Source organism: Paenibacillus sp. LjRoot56, assembly GCF_964253335.1.
Lineage (GTDB): Bacteria > Bacillota > Bacilli > Paenibacillales > NBRC-103111 > Paenibacillus_E > Paenibacillus_E allorhizoplanae.
On sequence record NZ_CAXURV020000002.1, the window covers coordinates 25,970 to 48,136 of the forward strand.

12 protein-coding genes are annotated in these 22,167 nt (G+C 44.6%); all 12 read left to right on the top strand.

Annotation, left to right across the window (positions count from 1 at the left end):
- Window positions 1-43 precede the first annotated feature (43 nt).
- Complete coding sequence (locus ACSQ8O_RS13225) at window positions 44-6,037, top strand: sugar-binding protein (RefSeq protein ID WP_436242026.1); 5,994 nt, start codon at window positions 44-46, stop codon at window positions 6,035-6,037.
- A 253-nt stretch (window positions 6,038-6,290) separates the two neighbouring features.
- Window positions 6,291-8,102, top strand: a complete 1,812-nt coding sequence (locus tag ACSQ8O_RS13230) for a sensor histidine kinase (RefSeq protein WP_436242027.1) — start codon at window positions 6,291-6,293, stop codon at window positions 8,100-8,102.
- A gap of 1 nt (window position 8,103) precedes the next feature.
- A complete protein-coding gene (locus tag ACSQ8O_RS13235) occupies window positions 8,104-9,711 on the top strand; it encodes a response regulator transcription factor (RefSeq protein ID WP_436242028.1) in 1,608 nt (535 codons plus the stop codon).
- Window positions 9,712-9,926: 215 nt separating this feature from the next.
- Entirely contained in the window at window positions 9,927-11,282 is a 1,356-nt protein-coding gene (locus ACSQ8O_RS13240; RefSeq protein WP_436237938.1) for an ABC transporter substrate-binding protein, read from the top strand.
- Between the two features lie 89 nt (window positions 11,283-11,371).
- Complete coding sequence (locus ACSQ8O_RS13245) at window positions 11,372-12,256, top strand: carbohydrate ABC transporter permease (protein WP_436242029.1); 885 nt, start codon at window positions 11,372-11,374, stop codon at window positions 12,254-12,256.
- Between the two features lie 13 nt (window positions 12,257-12,269).
- On the top strand, window positions 12,270-13,082 hold the full coding sequence (locus ACSQ8O_RS13250; RefSeq protein ID WP_436242030.1) for a carbohydrate ABC transporter permease: 813 nt from the start codon (window positions 12,270-12,272) through the stop codon (window positions 13,080-13,082).
- Between the two features lie 409 nt (window positions 13,083-13,491).
- A complete protein-coding gene (locus ACSQ8O_RS13255) occupies window positions 13,492-15,168 on the top strand; it encodes a sugar ABC transporter substrate-binding protein (protein WP_436242031.1) in 1,677 nt (558 codons plus the stop codon).
- Between the two features lie 70 nt (window positions 15,169-15,238).
- The gene (locus tag ACSQ8O_RS13260) at window positions 15,239-16,213 is read left to right on the top strand and encodes an ABC transporter permease (protein ID WP_436242032.1); all 975 of its coding nucleotides are present in this window, start codon (window positions 15,239-15,241) and stop codon (window positions 16,211-16,213) included.
- A 13-nt stretch (window positions 16,214-16,226) separates the two neighbouring features.
- Window positions 16,227-17,138, top strand: coding sequence for a carbohydrate ABC transporter permease (locus ACSQ8O_RS13265; protein ID WP_436242033.1), 912 nt, complete (start codon window positions 16,227-16,229; stop codon window positions 17,136-17,138).
- A 127-nt stretch (window positions 17,139-17,265) separates the two neighbouring features.
- Window positions 17,266-18,780: a response regulator transcription factor gene (locus ACSQ8O_RS13270; RefSeq protein WP_436242034.1), complete on the top strand. Its 1,515-nt coding sequence runs from the start codon at window positions 17,266-17,268 to the stop codon at window positions 18,778-18,780.
- Between the two features lie 25 nt (window positions 18,781-18,805).
- Window positions 18,806-20,629, top strand: coding sequence for a sensor histidine kinase (locus tag ACSQ8O_RS13275; protein WP_436242035.1), 1,824 nt, complete (start codon window positions 18,806-18,808; stop codon window positions 20,627-20,629).
- Window positions 20,622-22,127 (top strand): response regulator transcription factor, encoded by a 1,506-nt coding sequence (locus tag ACSQ8O_RS13280; RefSeq protein ID WP_436242036.1) that lies wholly within the window; start codon window positions 20,622-20,624, stop codon window positions 22,125-22,127. The genes ACSQ8O_RS13275 and ACSQ8O_RS13280 overlap by 8 nt, the downstream gene beginning before the upstream one ends.
- Window positions 22,128-22,167 lie beyond the last annotated feature (40 nt).

Consider the following 22,167-nt stretch of genomic DNA (forward strand, 5'->3'; position numbering starts at 1 on the left):
GCTAACCAGAACAGTTTATAAATTGCTATTCCAAGGAGGTTTTATGAAAGTGAGAAACAGAGCATTCATTTGGATTATGACTTTGGTAATGCTATTTTCCATGTTACCATTTTCAGGGTCGGTAGTTGCGGCTACCAGTGTGCCAAGCGCAACGATCTATGTTGCTACAAATGGCAATGATAACACAGGCGACGGAACACAAGCAAAGCCGTACAAAACGCTTGCCAAGGCAAAAACAGTAGTAAGGACTCTGCCTAAGACGGGCGGTGATATCATCGTTCAAATTGCGGATGGATATTATCCGCTTGATGAAACCCTAGTTTTTGACAAAGATGATTCCGGAAGTGCAAGCAGCACGATTCGCTATGAGGCGGCGCCGGGTGCGAAGCCGGTAATCAGCGCTGGTGAAATGTTGGAAAAAGGCGTATGGACAGAAGCTGTTGGCCTTACCCAGACTGGCGGCTTAAAGGCGTATAAAACGACCCTTAACCGGAGCGATAAGCTGCGCGCACTCTATGTAAACGATAAGGGCGCCACCATGACGAAGAGCTCGGAAATAGCTTCGGCCAACAGAACCGTTACCGGCACCCCTACAGCCAGCTTTACCGCTGCCAATAACCCTTGGGCGTGGCAAAACGGCACCAACATCCGGGCGGGTATCGTATTCGATGCCAGCGTAGGACTGACGACGGCAACGAAAAACCCCCAAAACATCGAAGCCGAAAGCACGGGCGGCTCCACAGCCAGATGGGCGAGGCCTTTTATCACCTTCGCATCGATCGAACAGGCGCCGGCAGCCAGCAACAAGCCCGGCGGTATCATGTTCCGGTTCCAGATGCCGTATGGGTTCATTTCACAGTCTTTGGGTAATAACACGCAATACAATCCTGGTAACAATCAAGTAATCCGCAACGCTTTCGAGTTCTTCAACAAACGCGGAGATTTTTATTTCGACCAGGCGGAAAGCACGCTTTACTACATCCCGCTTGCAGGCGAAGATATCAACACTGCCGACGTGGTCATTCCAAGGCTTGAGACGGTCCTCGACATTAGAGGGATCCCTGTAGGAGATCGGTTGAACCCTGTTGCGGGCTCGGACGATGGTCGTGTCAAAAACATAACTTTCAACGGGCTGAAGTTTGCCCATACCGACTACAAACTGACTGAACTGACGGGCACCTATACATATAGCGACGGGTCCGGTCCGGTAACAACAAGTTCCCGCGGCTATGCGTCCGTTCAGGGCTCTATCGTGAACAAAGTTTACTTCCCCAGCAGCATAAACTGGCATGAGACTTTCTACCGGGGGTATGACATACCGCCAGCAGCGGTAATGATCAACGCGGCGAGGAACATCAAAGTGCTGAACGGTGAGATTGGACTAACTGGATTTAATGGCATCCATGTAGAAAACGATGCCAAGGATATCGAAATCTCGGGCAACTATATCGTAGATACGCTCGCTTCCGGCATTGTAATCGGACATCCGCAGCATATCTATGAAAACGATGTAGCGATTACGCATGAATCTAGTGTTTCGGTCTCAGGCACGCCAATAAGGAACTGGGCTGGCGTTGATAAGGAGAAATTTACGGCGGGTACGGAAGCCGTGCCGGAGAATATTTATATTACAAATAACTTTTTGTACAGGACCTGCTACGGATTCCCGGGCGCCAACGCACTGGCTTCTTTCTACACAACGAATATGCAGGTACTGCACAACTACATCTATGACACCACTTACGGCGCCATGAGCATCGGATGGGGTTGGGACGAGTATGACGGGTTCGGCTTTACCGCCCAAGGGACCAACAAGACCGGTGGCCCTTACAATGGTACGAGTGAAACGAGCATCGCAAGGTCTCCAGCAATATCTACGACTTCCAGGAATAACAAAATAAACTATAACCGGGTAGAGGAAATTTGCACGGTAGTTAACGACTCCGGAGCCATTTACTCACTGGGACGGCAGGGTGATCCGGGTAATTTGCCAGGTGGAGGGACATGGGACACCATCAACACCGTCTATCCTTTGACAAACGATCCCGTCACTAACAAGAATAGTAACTGGAATTCTGACAACTGGACGAATTTCACCGAGATGAACTACAACTTCCTTAACCCAAATCCAACGGATAAACCCACGAGCTCCAACAACTGGATGAACGGGTTCCATCCCGACGAAGGCAGCACGTTCATTAAGATGATAGGCAACGTCGTGCAGGCAAAGCTCTCCTATGCCCCCGGACAGAGCCGTCTTATTGAGTTTAATAACTGGAAGCGGAAAAGCGATATGATTATGGTCCAAGGTTATGTGGACGGGGACAACAACCAGAATGGCGCCCCTAGGACTACTTTTGACAATTACAAAAGCACAAGCCGCATTTGGCCACTTAAAGGCAACGAAATCGTTTTGAATTCGGGCCTTACTAACGAATATACGAAGATGATCCCAAGAAGCCTCATTGCCGATACGGAGTTTGAGCTGGCTTCCAACGTCATTATGGGTAAAGGTGAAAAACTGAACCGCAGGGGTCTGCTAAAGGCTGAAGACACTGTCTGGCTCGCGCCCGCGAACACAACTGTCTTTAATGAAGGCAATACGATGACAAAAGCTGCCGGCGACGTTAAGTCAATCAACGCTCCGTCTGCCGCAGGAGAATACAAACTATATATCAAATATGGAGACGGTAGAGAAACGGCGACTTCCAAGTATACGGTATACGTCGATGCGAGCGGTTCAGCAACCAATGTGGAAAATGGGAAAAGCTACGAAGTTTCAGCGGTACGGCCGCTTAAACTGACTTTGAGTACTGATTACACCTTTACGCTTAACGGCAAGCCCGTGGCGAATGGGTACGAAATCCGCACCGAAGGAAGCTGGACCTTGGTAGGCAGCACTTCGACGCCTGCCATAACCCTCAACTTTAACACCACAGTATCGGTGGCGAATAGGCTGCTCCCGGCTGACGTGTCAGTAGCCCCCGGCGGGAAAGTCAGGTTTGCGTACGATTTGGACGACGCCACAAAACAGATATGGATTTCCTCATCGAGCGATGGAAATTTTATTGAAAGCGACAAAGAAACAATGGCCTCCGGCAACATGATAGAAATAACCGCGCCAAAGTTGCCCGGTCCATACATTATTTATGTACGGTCGAAAGAAGGCGATGTACTCAGCCAGTCTCACGCTCGTGTTGTGGTACGCGATATGACGCCTGTCGATATTCCTAGAAATGGTCTTGACTTATGGCTCAAGGCTGATGAGGGCGTGGAAAAAGATAGCAGTGGCAATGTGATTGGATGGACAAATATGGGAAGCGTCCCGGCGAAGCTTGTCCCAGCGAACGTCCCCGGTAGCGGTGGCGATAATCTTGGAACACCAAATGGCAACCCCACGCTAAAGAACGATGGATACGACTATGTAGATTTCGCAGCGATGTCAAGGCCGCTAAAAGCTGCAGACTTTAAAAATTATAACGGCAGTACGCAGATGACGATATACGCGCTGGTTAGACCAACAACCACAGCCAACAACTCGAGTGACCAAAATGGTCTTGTTTATTTCGGATTGAACGAGTCTTACCAAACTTGGGCGGCCAACAGCGGTTGGAGCGGTATTAATCTAGGTGTAGGAACAAACAGAGTTAACGTCCGCTTTGGTAACACGGATGGCAGCGTATCGGGCGGCGGGCAACAAATTACAACAACAGCCACTGACGGTCTGGCCAGCGTTCGGGCGCAGCTAAACGGAACCAATAGAGCCGTTTTTGTTAATAACAATGTCATCGGAACTGGAACCAACGCTAAGGCACTTTTAGGGAACAGCTCGGATCTGGGCGTAGGTTACACGATGGCGGCTGCAACCCCTTACCGCTTCCTGGGTAGGGTCTCGCAGATTCTCATCTACAACAGGGTGCTGACAACGGATGAAATTACGAAAGTAGAAACATATTTTAACAATGTCAAAGCGGGCCGTGGTGGACCCGCGAACCCAATTGTCTCCGCGGTCGACAAAAACCTGCTGACTGCCTTGATAGAGGCCGCCAATAACAAGGAAGCTACCATTTATACAAGCAATTCATGGAACGCTTTTGCAAGCGCATTAAGTGAGGCCAAAACAGCGCTCTCAAATGGTGAGATCGGGCAGGCAGCAGTGGACAATTCATATTACGCGCTCCGTAACGCGAGCAAAGCGCTTCAACTGGTACCCAGCGGAGTTGCGACTGCCATATACGGTACGCCTGTTCTCGGCGGGGCCGTGCTCGACCTGCTCTGGGATAAGACCGCCACGCTGCCGATATTTAAGCATCTGACAATGGTGAACGGTCCGACGGATGGCTCCGCTAAAGTGCTATGGGACGATACTAACCTGTATGTTCTGGTGCGTGTAAAATCCCCTGAGCTGAACAACAGCAGCAGCAACGCGTGGGAGCAGGACTCGGTCGAGATCTTTGTGGATGAGACCAATAGTAAACAAACCTCCTACGGCACAGGTATGGGACAATACCGTATTAACTATCTTAATGCGAAAAGCTTTAATCCAGGCAGTATCAGTGCGGGTTTTGAGTCTTTTGCCAAAGTCGTGGATGGCGGTTATTACATTGAAACGAAGATCCCCTTTAAAGCTGTCCTTCCTACGGTTGATCGTGTAATTGGATTTGATTTGCAGATCAATGACGCGAAAGCAACGGGTGGCCGTCAGGACATTATCATGTGGCACGACGTGACCGGACAGTCCTATGCTAACGGTTCACAATGGGGTGTGGTTACACTTGTGGGCAAGCCGCCGGTGGTTACCGGCGCTGCTGGAGCGACCTCCATCACGACGAAAGCCGGCACGCTGCAAATGTTGGCGGGAGTGCCCGTCGTATGGTCGGTAACCGCAGAAGACGGTTCGGAGACAAATGCGGCGATCATCAGCGAGACAGGATTGCTGTCGGCCAAAAAGAACGGCGTCGTGAAAGTAACGGCGATAGCCAACGGGTCCAGTTTGAGCGGCAGCGCGCTAATCTCAATCAGCGGTCAAGAGGGCGATACGACTCCACCGACAACGGCCGATGATGCACCGATCTATTGGGTTAATCATGATGCAGTGGTCAATCTGACGGCAACTGATAGCGGGTCTGGCGTCGGAGAGACGTATTACACGATAGATGGCGGAGTTCAACAGGCAGGAACGACAGTGTACATTGTCGGCGAAGGCACTCATTCCCTCGTTTATTGGAGCGTGGATAACGCTGGCAATGTGGAACAGTCGCATACAGCTTCAGTGAACATTGACATGGAGGCACCTGTTACAGACTTATCTGTTAATCCCGAAGCTCCTAACGGCAGCAATGGCTGGTATGCAGAAGCTGTAACGGTAAGCTTTAGCGCAGCCGATAATCTCTCAGGTGCGGCCAAGACGGAGTACAGCCTGGACGGAGGCAGCACATGGTTAACCTATACGGCTCCGGTAACGCTTAGCCAAGACAACAAATATACCGTGAGTTACCGTTCGACGGACAATGCCGGCAATGTGGAAGCAGCGAGAACGATCAGCTTCAACCTGGATCAGGCCGCTCCGACGATTACGGTATCCGGCCTAGTATACGGCTCGTACAGTGATTCCATGGATATCACGCCAATCCTGACGCTCAGCGATAACTTGTCCGGAGTGGACAGCAGCAATACAACGATCATGCTGGATACAAATGGCGTACAGCAAGGAGCGACGATTCCACTCTATACGCTGCCTCTCGGTTCACACATGCTGATCGTGACGGCAAGCGATCTGGCAGGGAATACGAGTAGCCGGACGATCGCGTTCCAGACGACTGCCAGTATCCAATCCTTGCAAACTCTGGTCTCACGCTTTAAGAATGCCGGATGGATCGATAACGCAGGCATTGCGAACAGCTTGCAGAGCAAGCTCACTGCAAACAGTCTGGCCGATTTCGTGAGTGAAGTTCAGGCGCAAAGCGGCAAGCATATCTCTGCGCAAGCCGCAGGCTACTTGCTCAGGGATGCCCGGTATTTGTTATCCAAACACTAAGAGAGTATTGGCCGGCTGCCGTGAACTGTTGTAAGAGTGAACGGTGGTTCGTATGTCAGGATTCGTAATGCGGGTTTCGCTAGATTAATGCCCAATAAGCTGTATGTCTCTTTCAAGATGACATGTGCTTATTGGGCTTTTCATGCCATAATTTGTGCAAGAATGAATATTGTGTTGTTAATTTCTTCCTTATATAATGATGGTGAACGCTTACATTAAAGTTTGTCTGCTTCATTTGAAAGGTGGCATCAACATGAAAGGGTATAAGCAATATTTCAATGGGCTCTCGATTAAAAACAAAATCTTCTCCACAAATATTTTGATTATTATCCTTTCGATTTCAATCATTGCGCTTTTTGCCAACATCGTCTCTCAAAAAGCAATTATCGAGAAAGCAGTCAAAAATTCGTCAAGGGAACTTGTTCTCATTGACAATAACCTGCAGACATTAATCACGACAGTCGAAGATTATTCAAAAATATTGGCAACTGATTACAGGTTGCAAAATGAACTCTATAACGATTTCTTAGAAAATAATAACTTATCGTCCTCTCATTATGTGGGGGGGTTAGATAATTTATCAATGAAAAAGACACTCTCTGAAGTTATTAGCAACATTGTTGAGCCCAATACCAATATCAAAGCGGTAAGTGTTCTCACTTCGAATCATCAATGGGTCGATGTCGGCTTTGCGGATAATGAGTTTGCTTCCCGTATATTTGGATCCGGCCCAGAAGCCATCGATCATTCCTTTCAGCCTGTCTTGACAGGGTTAATGAAGTTCAAATTCCGCTATGAAGGGGATGACAACGTATTTGCTGTTTCCAAAACTGTGATCCATAAAGATACTGGAAAAACGGTTGGATTGGTTGTTTTATACGTAAAAGAAACGGTTATCGCCTCTATTTATGAAAGGAAAATGAACTACAAGGGAGGAAATTTCTATATACTCGATCAATATGGAAAAATCATCTCCTCCCAGAATAAAGCTAATTTGTACCGGGATTTCAAAGAGGCAACCTCGATATCAATTCCTAATTCGACTCAAGTAGAAACAGGCTTCTTTCAAGGAAATGGGAGCGAGAAAGTGCTGGTATCTACTCACCGATTGGAACCATTAGAATGGTCGATTGTAAGTGTTATTCCAATTGATGAAATTACGGTGGAGCGCAAAGAAATTAACAAATTAATTATTTGGATCGGCTCATTATGTCTATTGCTCGCATTTATTGTCTCCTATCTGTTGTCCCGATCGATCACGAGGCCGATCTTCCAACTTTCCAGAACGATGAGAGATATTCGGACTGGCCATTTGACGGTCAGAAGCTCGTACCAATCATCGGATGAAATCGGATATTTAAACGATGTTTTTAATAATTTGATGGACCGTATCGAAGAACTATTGGCCGAAAATGTTGAGGAACAGAAGACAAAGGCCGAGATTGAATTCAAATTGCTGCAAACGCAGGTACAACCCCATTTTTTGTATAATACCCTTGAAACGATCATATCGCTTATTAAGCTGAATATGAAAACAGAAGCCATTACAGCAGCGAAATATATGGCCAATTTCTATAAAATTTCGTTAAGCAAAGGTAACGATATTATTACACTTAGAGAAGAAATGCAACTATCTGAGAGTTATTTGGAAATCCAGCAATTGCGCTATGTGGAATATATGGAATATACAATGGATATTGACGAGGAAATTATGTCGTGTTCAATTTCGAAGTTAACGTTGCAGCCGATCGTGGAAAATGCCATCTATCATGGCCTTAAGAGGAAAACGGAAAAAGGTTTATTGAGGATCACTGGGCGCCGTTTGGATGAAGAGGTACGTATTGAAATTTATGATAACGGCGTGGGAATCGAAGAATCGCAAATAAAGGGATTGTTGAGGGAAGTTTCGGACACCAGTGAAAGAACTGGCTTCGGAGTTAGAAGTGTCCATAATCGGATTAGAATGCTGTATGGGGACAGATACGGATTAGAGGTAGAAAGCGAAGTAGGCTTATATACCAGAGTTACCATCCGTTTGCCGTTCAAACCATTGCGGGAGGTATGAGATGTTAAAGGTACTCATTGTCGATGATGAATATTACTTTAGACAAGCGTTGAAAATTTCATTGCCTTGGGAAGAGTTGGGTTTCCAGATCGCCGGCGAAGCGAAGAATGGAGAGGAAGCTCTCTCATTGATGTCTGAAATTGAACCGGATATCGTCTTGGTCGATATTAATATGCCCATTATGGACGGCATGGCATTTATTCAGAAAGCTAAACAATCTGATCAGGAAATAAAATTTATCATGTTAACAGGTCAAAGCGAGTTTGTATATGCCAAAATGGCCGTGCAGCTTGGGGTTTTTAATTATGTGCTCAAACCGATTGACGAAGATGAACTTAAAAGCTCCCTACTTGAGATTAAAAATCTGATTGACAAGGAGCACTCCGTAAAACTGGATTATGAACACTTAAAGAAGCAGGCAAAAGAGCATATGCCGATGTTGAAGGAGCGATTATTGAATGAATGGCTGCAGGGTAGTAGAGTTATAGACCCCTCATCTTCTTCAGAACGGTTGCAGTATTTGGGCATCAATCTGGATGCTCCATTTCATATAGTGGTCGTAGCCGATATTGATTCACAGGATGATCTTGTTACCAAAGAAGACATGCATATTCGCAAGCTGGCTGTTCAAGATATAGCCCAAGAGTTTATTCAAAACACATACCCGTATGCTAGTTGCCACGATACTAACGATCGGTATGTTATGATAATTGGTATTCCTAACGTTTCTTACGACAGAATGGAAGCGATTAGTGAAGCGATTAGGAAAGCGGTTCAGGCGACTTTGGGATGTACGGTAACGATCGGCGTTGGCAATGGATACCCTGCCTTTGAATCGATATCCGTGTCCTACCAAGAAGCGTTATTTGCTTTGAAACATCGGTTTGTTTTAGGTGGCAATCAAGTTATACTTCATTCCATGATTGCTGAATCGGGTATGAAGGTCAGTTTATTCTCCGTAGAAAGGAGAATCGGACTGTTGATGAGTATGCGAATTGGTAATCTCTCTGAGGCAGAAGAGTGGCTCACGACTTTTTTCCAGGATGCTCGTACCAAGAACGCTTCCACTGAAATGCTGTTTGTTGCCGCACTTGAAATCGTATCCACTTGTTTGGAATTTTTGCATGAGATGTCTCAAAGCTTCGAACATGTATTTCAGGATACGGCTCAAACTGATATTTTTCAGTTCATTCAACAGATGAACTCTTTTGGCGAACTGGAGAGATGGGTTCGTAACCTGATTCTCAAAGTGATTGCACATGTACATGGCAGAAAGCAAAATAGAGCGGCCAAAGTCGTGGACGAGGTAAAAGCGTATATCCAAAGTCATTATGGGAATGAAGAATTACGTATCGTAGATCTCGCGAAGAGTGTCCATATGAACTACAATCATCTCTGTTATGTGTTTAAAAAAGAAACCTCCATTACAATTAACGACTATTTGACCGAAATACGCATTACGAGAGCAAAGGGACTTTTTGACCAAGGAGAGAAGATCGTACAATACGTCGCAAGTCAGGTAGGGTACGCAGATGCTAATTATTTCGGTAAATGCTTTAAGAAGTATATTGGAATTACTCCTAGTAAGTACGTGAACAATGTCCAATAAAGTACTTTTAAGAATACGGCACAATGAGGCATTTATCGATAATGTCTCATTGCGTCTTTTTTTGCAATTGCAAACAATTTTCCTTTCTGTCCGAGAATAGTCTCTGTAATTATTTATATGGAATCCGTAGAATGAAATTAAGGATGATACCGCTTCCATTGAGGGATCAACCAAATAGATACAATTTACTTTGATCAAACTTAGGAGGTCAACAAATGGTAAGAACAGTAAAGGTACTCGGCACTTCTCTGATGGCAGGTATGCTTCTCGTTTCAGCAGGTTGTAGTACGAAGAATGAAGCCCAACCTTCCGCAACCACCGGAAATTCACCAACCCCGGCGGCAACGACAGAAAACAAGGCTGGGAGTGATAAGAAGGTAAAGCTAAGAGTTGTAACTATCACTACGGACGAGAATCGCAATAATATCATGGAAAAGCATATTAAACCGAACGTTGCCAAGGCGTTTCCGAACGTAGAAATTGAATTTGAGCCAGGTGGCGGCGGCGAAGATATGGCGAATAAACTGAAAACGTTTAACGCTGCAGGTGATATGCCTGATGTATTCTGGAACGACGCAGGTTACTTTACTCCATTGAACAATACCGGCAGTATTATGGATTTAACCTCACCGATCACCAAGGACGGGTTTTTGAACAAATTCGCTGTTCCTGATGCATTGAAACATGTTGACGGAAAGATTTACAGCTTGTCTTCCGGAGCGGATACGTATTTCACCCCGGTCATTTTCTACCATAAGGACATGTTCGAGCAAGCAGGGGTGCAAGTACCGAAAACATTTGACGAATTTATCGAAGTATCGAAGAAATTAAAAAGTAAGGGCATGGTACCAGCGGTTACTCCTGGCAAAGATGGATGGGGACCTAAGCTATTCCTGCTTCAGCAGATGATCCAAATCGGCGATCCGCAAGCGATGGCAGATCTTGTGAGCAATAAGACAGACTTCAGTAATCCGGCGGTCAAGGCGGGGGTGTCTCGCATTGAGAAGATGGTTAAGGAAGGTGTCTTTCCGGAAGGTATTGCTAATCTAGATTACGGTCCAGCTAACGAAATGTTTACAGCTAAGAAGGCAGCTATGTACATGATGTTTACTTGGGAGCTTCCTAATTTGGCGAAAGATGATACAGTCGATTTCTTCCCGTTCCCAAGTGCTAGCGACAAATACGACCCAACGAAGCACGTTCAGTTCTGGGGATCTCCATTGAACGGATATGCAGTTAGCGCAAAAACCAAGTTTCCTGAAGAAGCAGTAAAGTTGGCGGAATTTCTAGCTATGGCAGACGCTCAATATTTCGAATCTACGGGTGCACCAATTGCCTTGAAGACAGGCAATACAGTGGCTGAACCTAAGCCGTTAATGAAGAAATTCATTAACTGGTACAATCCTATCCCTACCAAAATTGCTTCACTCGCACTTAACTCGTTGGATGCAAAAACATCGGCAGAGCTTGCGACGCAAGGGGCGAAATTGCTGACGGGACAATATCCAGCTGATAAGTTTAGTACGGAGATGGGCAAGATCTGGAGTGAAAATACGTGGTTTAAAAAGTAAATTATATAAGTTCATTTCATAAACTGAATCCCCCTTGGAACATTGAGTTCCGGGGGGATTCTAAATCAAATCAGACGGTGGAGAGAGCCATGAACAAGTACTACAGCACCAAATTGTCGATATTTGTATTTTCCGCACCTGCGTTGATTCTGTTTACCGTTTTCTGTGTTTATCCACTCTTGCCTGAAATTTGGATGAGTTTGAATAATCATGATGGTTTTCGAACTTTAGGGTTTGTTGGTTTAGATAATTATAAGGATATCCTAGCTTCTGCTTCTTTCTGGACAGCTCATAAGAATACGTATCTAATTGTAGGGATTTCCGTCTTTCTGGGTTTACCGCTTTCCTTAATGTTTGCTCTTTTTATGGATGTTCAAACTCCAAAGTTGCGTCGTTTTTTTAAAACGTCTGCCATGCTTCCCGCAATTTTGTCAGTTACGGTCGTCGCAGAAATGTGGATATCCTTCTATGAACCAACCTATGGGTTATTTAACAGTATTCTGAGATCCATAGGTCTTGAAGCTTGGACTCATTCCTGGCTTACTGAAAAGAACACGGTGATGCCAAGCATCGGATTGACATTTCTATGGCAATACATTGGGCTGAACGCCATGCTATTCTATACGGGAATCAAGACGATCCCCAAAAATTATTACGAAGCTGCTTTAATTGATGGTGCTAGCTTTACCCAAGTCTGCTTGCGAATTACGATTCCACTGCTTCAAGATGTAACGAAATACGTATTAATCTTGTCTACGTTAGGTTCCATGGCATTCTATTCGCAAGTCCGCGTCATGACAGCCGGTGGTCCGGGAGATTTGTCCAGGACGGTTATTTACCAAATGTATTATGTGGCATTCGAAACGTCAGAATTTGGTAAAGGAACGGCTATTGCGGTTGTATTTATTCTAGAGTGCCTATTCATCTCCTTTCTGATTCAACGGTTCGTCGCCAGAGAAAAACTGGAGTTTTAAGGAGGAGACCATCATGAAATACTTAAGTCGTGTATTTTGGCTAGCGATTGGCTGTACATTTCTGTTTCCCTTATACTGGATGATTACAATGTCACTTAAGTCCAAAAGTGAAGCTTATAATAATCAATTCGGCATTCCCTATTCATGGGATTGGATAAACTATAGTGAAGCGTTGTCTAAATATCATTTCTTTGTTTACTTCGAGAACAGTTTGATTTATACCATAGGGACCATTGCAATCACACTGACGACGGGGAGTATGCTTGCGTATTGTCTGAGCCGAATGCAATGGAGATTCAATTCGGCAGCACTACTCTATGTGTCCTTAGGGTTAATTGTGCCTATTGAAGTTGTATTAATTCCGCTATTTCAATTGATAAAATGGTTACATCTGAAGGATAGTTATTGGGGTCTCATATTTCCGTATTCCGGATTCGCAATCGCTTCTTGTGTGCTGATGTTATTTGCCTTTCTCCGTTCACTTCCTAAGGAATTGGAAGAAGCTGCTTGTATAGATGGGACGAACGTTTATCAGACTTTCTTCAGAATTATTTTTCCGATTGTCACGCCAGCGCTAATGACACAATGCGTTCTATTGTTCATGCGCATTTGGAATGAGTTTCCGCTTGCTTTCATTATAGCTTCAAAAGATCAATTCCGGCCGTTAACTGTCGGCTTGCTAAGCTTCTTCGTTAGCGTCGGTGTTTCAGACTGGGGACTTATTGGTGCAACGATGGTGCTCTCGAGTTTACCTATGATTATTGTATATATGATAGGTAATGAAAAGATTGAAAATGCATTGACGGCAGGAGCTATTTTGAAGTAAGAAGAGCCCCAGAAGTATTCGCTAATGTGTTGGCGATCAACAATGAGATTACATACCAGAAATACAAAACAGCAGCAGCCAAGGACGAGAAAATAAAGTCCTAGCCTGCTGCTGTTTTATTTAACAAAAATTCTTGTATAAGCGCAAGACCAGCGAAACTCGCCATGCTAACTAGGATGCTTTTTTCATATTTGATCCTCTCTAAAGGTTGTATTCGTGTTCTGAACTTTGTATAGTGTAAAATAGTTTCATTAACTCAATATTAGTAGCTGTAATTCGTAGGGGTAATACCTATAATCTGTGAATTGTAAGCGCATTCTTGATCCGTATAATAAATAGTGTAAGCAAATGAATGATTGACCTACACAAGCATACATCGTTATGGAGACAATAAGGGAGGATTAGAAAAATGGTTATGAAAATTAAACGTCCTGTTTTAGCAACATTGGTACCTGTTCTGGCTCTAGGATTAACATTGACAGGCTGCACCGACGCAAAGGATGCGGCAAGCAACACCACTTCGCCTAACGGAAGCCAGACAACGCCTGCGGCAACGCAGAGCAATGAAGTTAAGCCAGTCACATTGTCCTTGTTCATTGACAGCCCTTATCAACAACCGACTCCTGACAACAAGATTTATAAGATGATTAAAGAAAAGACTGGCGTTAGCTTAAAAATGGAGTTTCTGGTCGGTGATTTGCAGCAAAAACTTGGCGTCATGATTGCCGGCGGCGATTATGCAGATATCATGACTGGAAACGATAAACTAATTGCGGCGGGAGCGTTTGTGCCTCTCGAGGATTTGATTGACAAGTACGCACCAAATTTAAAGAAGCACTATGCAAGTGTTTGGAATCAGATGAAGGATCCTGCGAGCGGCCATTTATATGTACTTCCAAATTACAATGTGTTCAGTGGTCAATTTAACGAAACCGCTTACGAAGGACCAGGCTTTTATTTGCAAAAGGATGTCCTGAAGGAAATGGGCTATCCGACGCCTAAAACGTTGGAAGAATATTTCGATATCATTGCCAAATACAAAGCGAAACATCCAGATATGATCGGCTTCGAGACGCTGAACTTCGATTGGAGAAACTTCCCACTGCTTAATCCGCCAGAGCATTTAGCTGGACACCCTAATGACGGCGGGGTTATCGTCGAGAATGGGAAAGCACAAATATTTGCAGACAAGGACATTGCTAAGACCTATTACAAAAAGCTGAATGAGATTAATGCGCAAGGGTTAATGGATAGGGAAGCTCTGGTGCAGAACTACGATCAGTACTTGGCGAAAATTGCTAGCGGCCGTGTCATTGGGATGTTTGATCAACATTGGAATTTCGGTGATGGCGAACGCTCACTGATTTCACAAAATAAAATTGGCAGTACCTATGTTGGGTTCCCTCTCTTATACCCAGGCGCCAAAGAGTACTACCGTGACCGTCCAGTATTGAACATCAACCGTGGATACGGGATTTCGACGAAAGCTAAGGATCCGGTTCAAATTATCAAGTTCCTTGACTCACTAATGACCGAAGATTGGCAGAAGACACTCCAATGGGGTATTCAAGGCGATGACTATACGGTGAAGGATGGGAAGTTCGCTCGTACCCCTGAACAACGCGCTAAAGCGGACGATAATACATGGAAGCTTGCCAATAAAGCTGAAGCGTTCTTCGCTAATTTACCTAAGATGCAAGGGACCTATAGTGACGGAAATGCGACAGATCCAGGAACACAGCCGCAAGAATTCTATGACAGCTTGAAGCCGCAGGATCAAGAAGTACTGAAAGCTTACAACCATAAGACATGGGCTGAGTTTTTCAAAACGCCAGATGAGAATCCCGTATACTACCCAGCGTGGAGCATTGATTTGGTGGATGGTTCCCCAGCAAAAGTAGCCAATACGAAGATGAACGACCTTGCTGTAAAATATTTGCCGAAAGCTATTTTGGCCAAACCGGATGACTTTGAAGGTGTATGGAAGGAATATGTGGATCAAATTTCCAAAAGTAACTATAAAGTTTACGAAGATCGTATCAATGATCAAATCAGCTGGCGTATTAAGAACTGGAGTAGTAAATAAAGGGATAGAACATACAGTGGAGTGGGGGAGACTCAGGTCTTCCCGCTTTACTTCCTAGGAGGAAATGTCGATGGCCGAGACCATACTGCCCAAAAAATTAAAGAAAAAGCAAAAAATTGATCCGGAAATCGGCGTCGGTTTAAGTTGGAAGACGATAAAAAATCAGAAGCAGTTAATAATGATGTCTTTTCCCATCGTGATCTATATTCTAATCTTTAATTATGTTCCGATTTGGGGCTGGTTGATGGCTTTCCAGAATTATCGCCCGGCTTTAAAATTTTCCAAACAGCAGTGGGTGGGGCTGAAGCATTTTAAATTTCTGTTTCAAGATGATACGTTCTTGACGGTGCTTCGCAACACACTTGCTATGAGTATAATCAATTTGGTTTTAGGTTTTGCAACAGCCATACTATTAGCTCTATTGCTGAATGAGATCAAAGTTCGTTTCTGGAAGCGGTCTATCCAAACGATATCCTATTTGCCTCACTTTCTATCATGGATTATTGCTGCAGGTATCGTAGCGACTTCGTTATCGATTGATGATGGTATCGTGAATCAACTGCTGATGAAGTTGCACATCATCAAGGAACCCGTGATGTGGCTTAGCGAAGGTAAATATTTTTGGGGAATTGTGGGTTTGTCAAATGTGTGGAAAGAGGTGGGATGGAATACCATCATTTACCTTGCGGCAATCACTTCGATTGATCCATCGCTGTATGAATCTGCAGGGATCGACGGTGCAAACCGTTACCAGAAGATTCTGTACGTCACACTGCCCGGCATCAAGTCGACTTTTATTATTCTATTAATTATGAACGTTGGGCACATCCTGGATGCAGGCTTTGAGATTCAATACCTGCTCGGCAATGGATTGATCGTCGACTGGTCGCAAACGATTGATATATTCGTTCTTAAGTACGGTATTGCGCTAGGTAATTATTCACTGGCAACTGCGGCAGGCATTTTCAAAACGGTTGTAAGTATAATCCTTATTCTAATTGCAAATTCTACCGCCAAGCGTCTTGGTGAAGAGCGGTTGATATAAAGGAGAAATGACGATGGGAACAACAACTGTTAGCAGAGCTCGAATTGAACCCATTTTGTTCCATACGATTAATGGCATCTTCATGCTCCTTCTTGCTATAGTTACGCTTTATCCTTTCCTGCACACCTTAACGATTTCATTTAATGAAGGTAATGATGCGCTTCGTGGGGGCATTTACTTATGGCCGAGATCCTGGTCATTGCAAAATTACAAGGCGATTTTCATTTCTGGTACGATCTATCATGCAGCTTGGATTTCAGTGGCTCGTACACTTACAACAACCGTACTGGGTGTGTTTCTCACCTCCATGCTTGCCTATACGCTGGCGCAGCCCCAATATATTTTCCGTAAAATAATAGGTTTAATATTTGTGTTGACGATGTATTTCAATGCGGGGCTAATTCCTAATTACTTTCTGATTAAAAGTTTGGGACTGTTGAACAACTTCTGGGTATATGTTTTCCCAGGGATGGTAAGTGCGTTTAATCTGATCGTCATTCGGACGTACATTCGTACGCTTCCATCAGGCTTGGTTGAGTCTGCGAAGATGGATGGAGCAGGTGATTTCACCATATTTGTACGAATTATTCTCCCGCTGTGTACGCCTGTACTAGCAACCATCGCCTTGTTCATTGCCGTTGGCTCTTGGAATTCCTGGTTCGATACCTTCCTGTATGCCTCTTCTGATTTGAAACTGAGTACACTACAGTACGAAATGATGAAGCTGCTTGGATCTACGATGAACAGCAACAATGATCCAGGTCTTCTAGCTGGTGCAAACACGAATCAAACGAAGGCTATGGTTACGCCTGCTTCCATACGTGCGGCAATTACAATTGTGGCGGCGGTTCCGATTCTGTTCGTGTATCCTTTTCTGCAAAGGTATTTTATTGTCGGTATGAACCTTGGAAGTGTCAAAGAATAAGACTTAGCAAGCGATGATCATAATTATTTCCCGTTTCAGCTCGGTGCTGGGACGGTTTTTGCTTTATACAAACTCATCTTATCCTATATAATAGTTCATATCGACTTTCTGAAGAGAGGTGATTCCCATGTTAAGGGTTATGTTTGCCGATGACGAGCCCTACATGCTAGAGGGACTGCGGACGATGATTGATTGGAACAAACTAGGCTTTGTAGTGTGCGGGGAAGCTTCAGATGGAGAAGACGCATTGGCTTTGATGGCGTCGGCCCTGCCTCATTTGGTGCTGACGGATGTTCGAATGCCTGTTATAGATGGCTTGGAATTGATTGAACAAGCGTCCAGCCTCCATCCTGAAATGAAATTTATCATTTTGAGTGGGTATGCGGATTTCGAATATGCCAAAACAGCGATGCGGCATGGAGTCGCCAATTATTTGATGAAACCCTTGATGGAAGCGGAGCTTATAGCTGCAGTGGAAGCGGTCGCAGTTACGATTCGAGAGCGTATAGCTGCTAGCCAGTTCGAAAGTGCTGCTTTGGAATGCTTACGATTGGAAACGATTTCAAAGTTGTTGCAGGGAGAAAACAGGCAGAAATGGATCGAGCAGGCGAGCGCTTTGTTAGATCTTCATGAACATTCTAGCTTCCGCTGCGTTTTACTTGAACCTAACATTCAGGCTCAAAATCAGTCGGACCTGAAGCTGATTATTGCAGATAAGATGAAGCTTACACAAGTGAGGATGCTTCCATTTGGCGTAGGGAAAGAACGCCATGGATTCTTGCTGGTCACAGGACCCGAGAAACGCGAACTTCCTACTGCAATGATGACAGAGATCATGACCAGTGTCAGACATGACTGGGGCACAGCGATCTCCTTTTCAATTAGCAGTGAACACAAGGGACCGCATGCGTTAAAAGAAGCATTTCGTGAGGGGCTTATTGCCGAAATGTGCAAGTTCCCTTCTGGAACGGAAGGGATTTACATCTATCAAGGAGAGGGGTCAGCGGAGACGCTTCCTGCATTTGGTATGACGGAATCCATCCTAGCTGCCATAGGGAGTGGGTGTCCAGAAACAGTACGAGCCCATGTACACCAATTATTCATCGCTTTTTCGAGGCAGTCCGTATCTGAATCTTGGGCAAGTGCTTATGTAGACAACATTAAGCTTGAAATTTTCAAGTCAATTACCCAATTTGGCGGTGATCCTAATTGGGCTTCAAATTGGTTTGTTCCCATTGTTCCAATGGATATTGGCCTCTTGGAGCGCAAAGTAACACAAGAAATTCTGCAGGCTGTAGAGTGGATTGGTCAGAAAAAAGGTGTAGGGCAAGATGAAGTCATATCCGCAGCAGGAGACTATATCAAATCGCACTATAGGGAAAAACTGCAGCTGCAGGTTGTTGCAGAGCATTTTAGGCTAAATGCTGCGTATTTTGGCCAGAGGTTTAAGAAGCAAGTTGGCCTCACCTTCAATGAATATTTACATGTCGTACGAATCGACGAGGCCAAAAAATTACTTCGCCGAGAAGAACTGAAAATATCCGATGTCGCTGATCGTGTGGGCTACTCGGATTCCGAGCAGTTCGTAACCAAGTTCAAGGCACTTACTGGCCTATTACCCTCTGCCTACAAGAAGGGTTAACCTATGACTGACAAGGAGAGCAAATATGAGCCGGAAATGGAAACTATTGCGTATTGTTAATGATATTCCCCTGAAGTTCAAGTTTCTGATCATTTACTTGATGTGTGTGTTGCTGCCGATATTGTGTATAAACGGCTTATTTTTCTTACAGGATAGCAAAAATACAGAACGTAGAGAGATGGATAACTTGCGGATTTCTCTGGATAGGGTCGGAAATGAAATCATGCAAATGGTGAACTCAGGTGTTGTGATTGGCAACGCTGTTTCCGCTGATCGTGTATTTAATGAAATGCTAGAATTTACGTACTCGGATAATGTTGCTTATTACGAAGAATACGACAGTTACCTCCGAGACAAATTGGGGCAGTATCCGAATATTTATCCCTATATCTCTTGGATTGGCGTATACACATCGAACCCAACGCTATCCAATGGTGGAAGCTACTTTATGCTTAAACCTAATGATCTGAAGAGTGAATGGTATCAAAAGATGAACGAAAATAAAGATAAGGTGACAGTGACCTCTTATTTGGATACGAATCCCATGAATCCCGAGGAAAAATTGGTATATGTCAGCATTATTCGAAAGCTGGATAATTTCCCAGATCTTATGAAATTCTCCAAATATCTGCGTATCGATATTCGGATGGATAAGCTGCTGGAGCTGTTTGATAAAGAGCGTAATTACTTGTTAATCAAGCTTGTGGATGAGGAGAATCGGCTTGTTCTTGAATCAGCAGGTGCGTTTAAGGGGAGTGACCCTTTGCTCCCGACCCTGCCTGTGTCAAAGGTTTCTCAGTTGACAGGCTTACCTGAGAACAGTTTTGTCAATCCTCTCAGTAACGCTAGTTATGTGCTTAACTGGCGGCTGGTCGGAATTCCAGAGGGAAGTCGAATCGCGGAGGAAAGAAGGGGAGTCATCCACTTCTTTATCTGGCTGACGCTCATTAGTACGATCATTCCGACGATATTGATTTACATCATTATGCACTCTTTTAATTTCCGGGTAAGAAAGCTCTCCAAACATATGCAGTTGGTGAAAAACGAGAGGTTCGAACCCATTACGATGTATGAAGGAAAAGATGAGATCGGTCATCTTCTTCGCAGCTTTAATTTAATGACGAAGAAAATTCGCAATTTAATTAACGACGTGTACAAACTCGAAATTCAAAAAAAAGATTTGGAGCTAGAACGCGTACAGGCCGAGCTGAATTATTTGCAAAGCCAAGTAGATCCTCATTTTCTGTTCAATACGTTAAATGCGATTCTTGTTGTATGTAAGAAATATCGTTATGAGCATGTGATAGAGATTATTCAAAACTTGTCCCAGATTTTGAGAAGGCTGCTAAGCTGGAAGGAGGATTTGGTGACAGTAGAAGAAGAGCTAAGCTTCACTGAAATGTATCTCCAGATCGAGAAGTTCAGATTCCAAGATCGGTTCCACTATGAATTGTCCGTTGACGACTCTGTTCTATCGTATCGAATCCCGAAGATGAGTATTCAATCGCTCGTAGAGAACTCTTGCAAGCATGGGCTTCAATCGGTGAAAGGGAATCGCAGAATTCGGATATCTGTAGAAAGAGCTGGGATGAACATGCTCATGAAGGTCGAAGATAACGGAATTGGTATGAACAGCACAAAATTGGATGAAATTGTTCAGAGTCTGTATAAAGGAGAAGACAACGGCAAGAACATCGGACTTCGCAATGTGTACCGACGTTTAAATCTGTTTTATGCGGAACGCTCATTGTTCCAGATTGAAAGTATTCCTTTCGAGAAAACGAGCGTTACCATACAGATTCCTTTGAGTCTTATTAGGAAACAGGAGGAGACGATCGGACATGTATAAGGTTATCTTCGTGGATGATGAGCCTTTCGCTTTGGAAGGTATAAAGCTCATGGTCGAATGGGAAGAGCTTGGCTTTGAAATCGTAGACATGTGCGAGAACGGCGAAGAAGCTTTAGCCTGCATGGAAGCCTGTAAGCCTGATCTCGTTGTTACGGATATTCGGATGCCGGTCATTGACGGATTAGAATTAATCGATCGGGTGCAAAAGGCAGGCAACGATCCCGTATTCATCATTTTAAGCGGCTACAATGATTTCGAGTATGCGCGTTCCGCCCTAAGGTACGGGGTAAAGCATTATTTGCTTAAACCGGCTTTGGACAGGGAATGGGAGGCTGTCATTCAATCCGTTATTGAAGAGCTGCAGCATAGAGAACAGCAAAGGCTGCGCCATGATCTCGTTACCGACCGTCTAGTACCTACGCTGCTTGCTCAAATGCTTCGGGGGGAAATCTCGGCAACAGACGGAAACGTTGGGGAAATACTAGATCCCTTAGCACAAGGAGATCAGGGCTGGAGGTACATTCATATCGAATGGCTTGGTAGCCCAGCACAGGAGCTGGATGCCCGTTTCTTCCTCTCGCTAAAAGCTTATGTTATTGACTTGTTTGGGAGTCAGGACGGCCTTGTTATGGAGTCTTTCTCCGGGATCGAGGAATGGGCTAAACAGGTATACGAAGACCTGCGCGAGCAAGGTATCGAATGTTGCTTGTCGATAGGTCCGCGGGTGGACTCTCTTCGTCTTATTGCAAATTCGTATGTAGGTTCTTTAGAGACTTCGGTACATCATTTCTTTCATGTATCCGGTGGTCCACTCGATTACGATAAGATTCATCACAAGCAGATCAGCTATGATCTTCATGCGGTTTCTATCGTAGATGACATTCAAAGTGCCCTTGAGGCGCTTCAGGAGAAACGAGTTGGGGAGCTGATTAAACAAATGTTTGTGATGCTATCTGATAATAAAACGGCTCGGGAGGTCGTCCATTTGTTGGTCATCCGCATTGTTTTGAAAAGCGCTGCTGTCATGCGGGAGATGGGGATTGATTCGGAGGCGCTGCCTCGTGTTCGCGATTTTTTGAGAAGGGAGCATCGTTCCCTAAAGGAAGTGGAAGAGTCACTGCAGGCGTATGTGCAGCAGTATATGAGCCAGCTGAAGCAGCATAAAGAGAAGTTCTCCGGTCATCCCCTTCGAGTTATTGAGCGTTTTATTCAGGAGCATTACCGGGAAACATTGACGATTAAAGAGATCGGAGAACGATTCTTCATGAACCCAGTTTACTTAGGCCAAGCGTTTATGAAGAGGAACGGCGTAGGCATCATTGAGTATATTCATGACCTGCGTATTAACGCGGCGAAGCGTATGCTATGCGAAACTGATGAGACGATTCGTCTAATTGCGGAGCAGATCGGATACGTTCACTATCATCATTTCCTCAAAGAGTTTGAGAAACGTGTGTCTGACAAGCCCGGTGTGTTTAGACAGTTAAGCAAAGTATAAAGGACGTCAAATGAAGGACGTGTATTTCTTTATAAGAGAT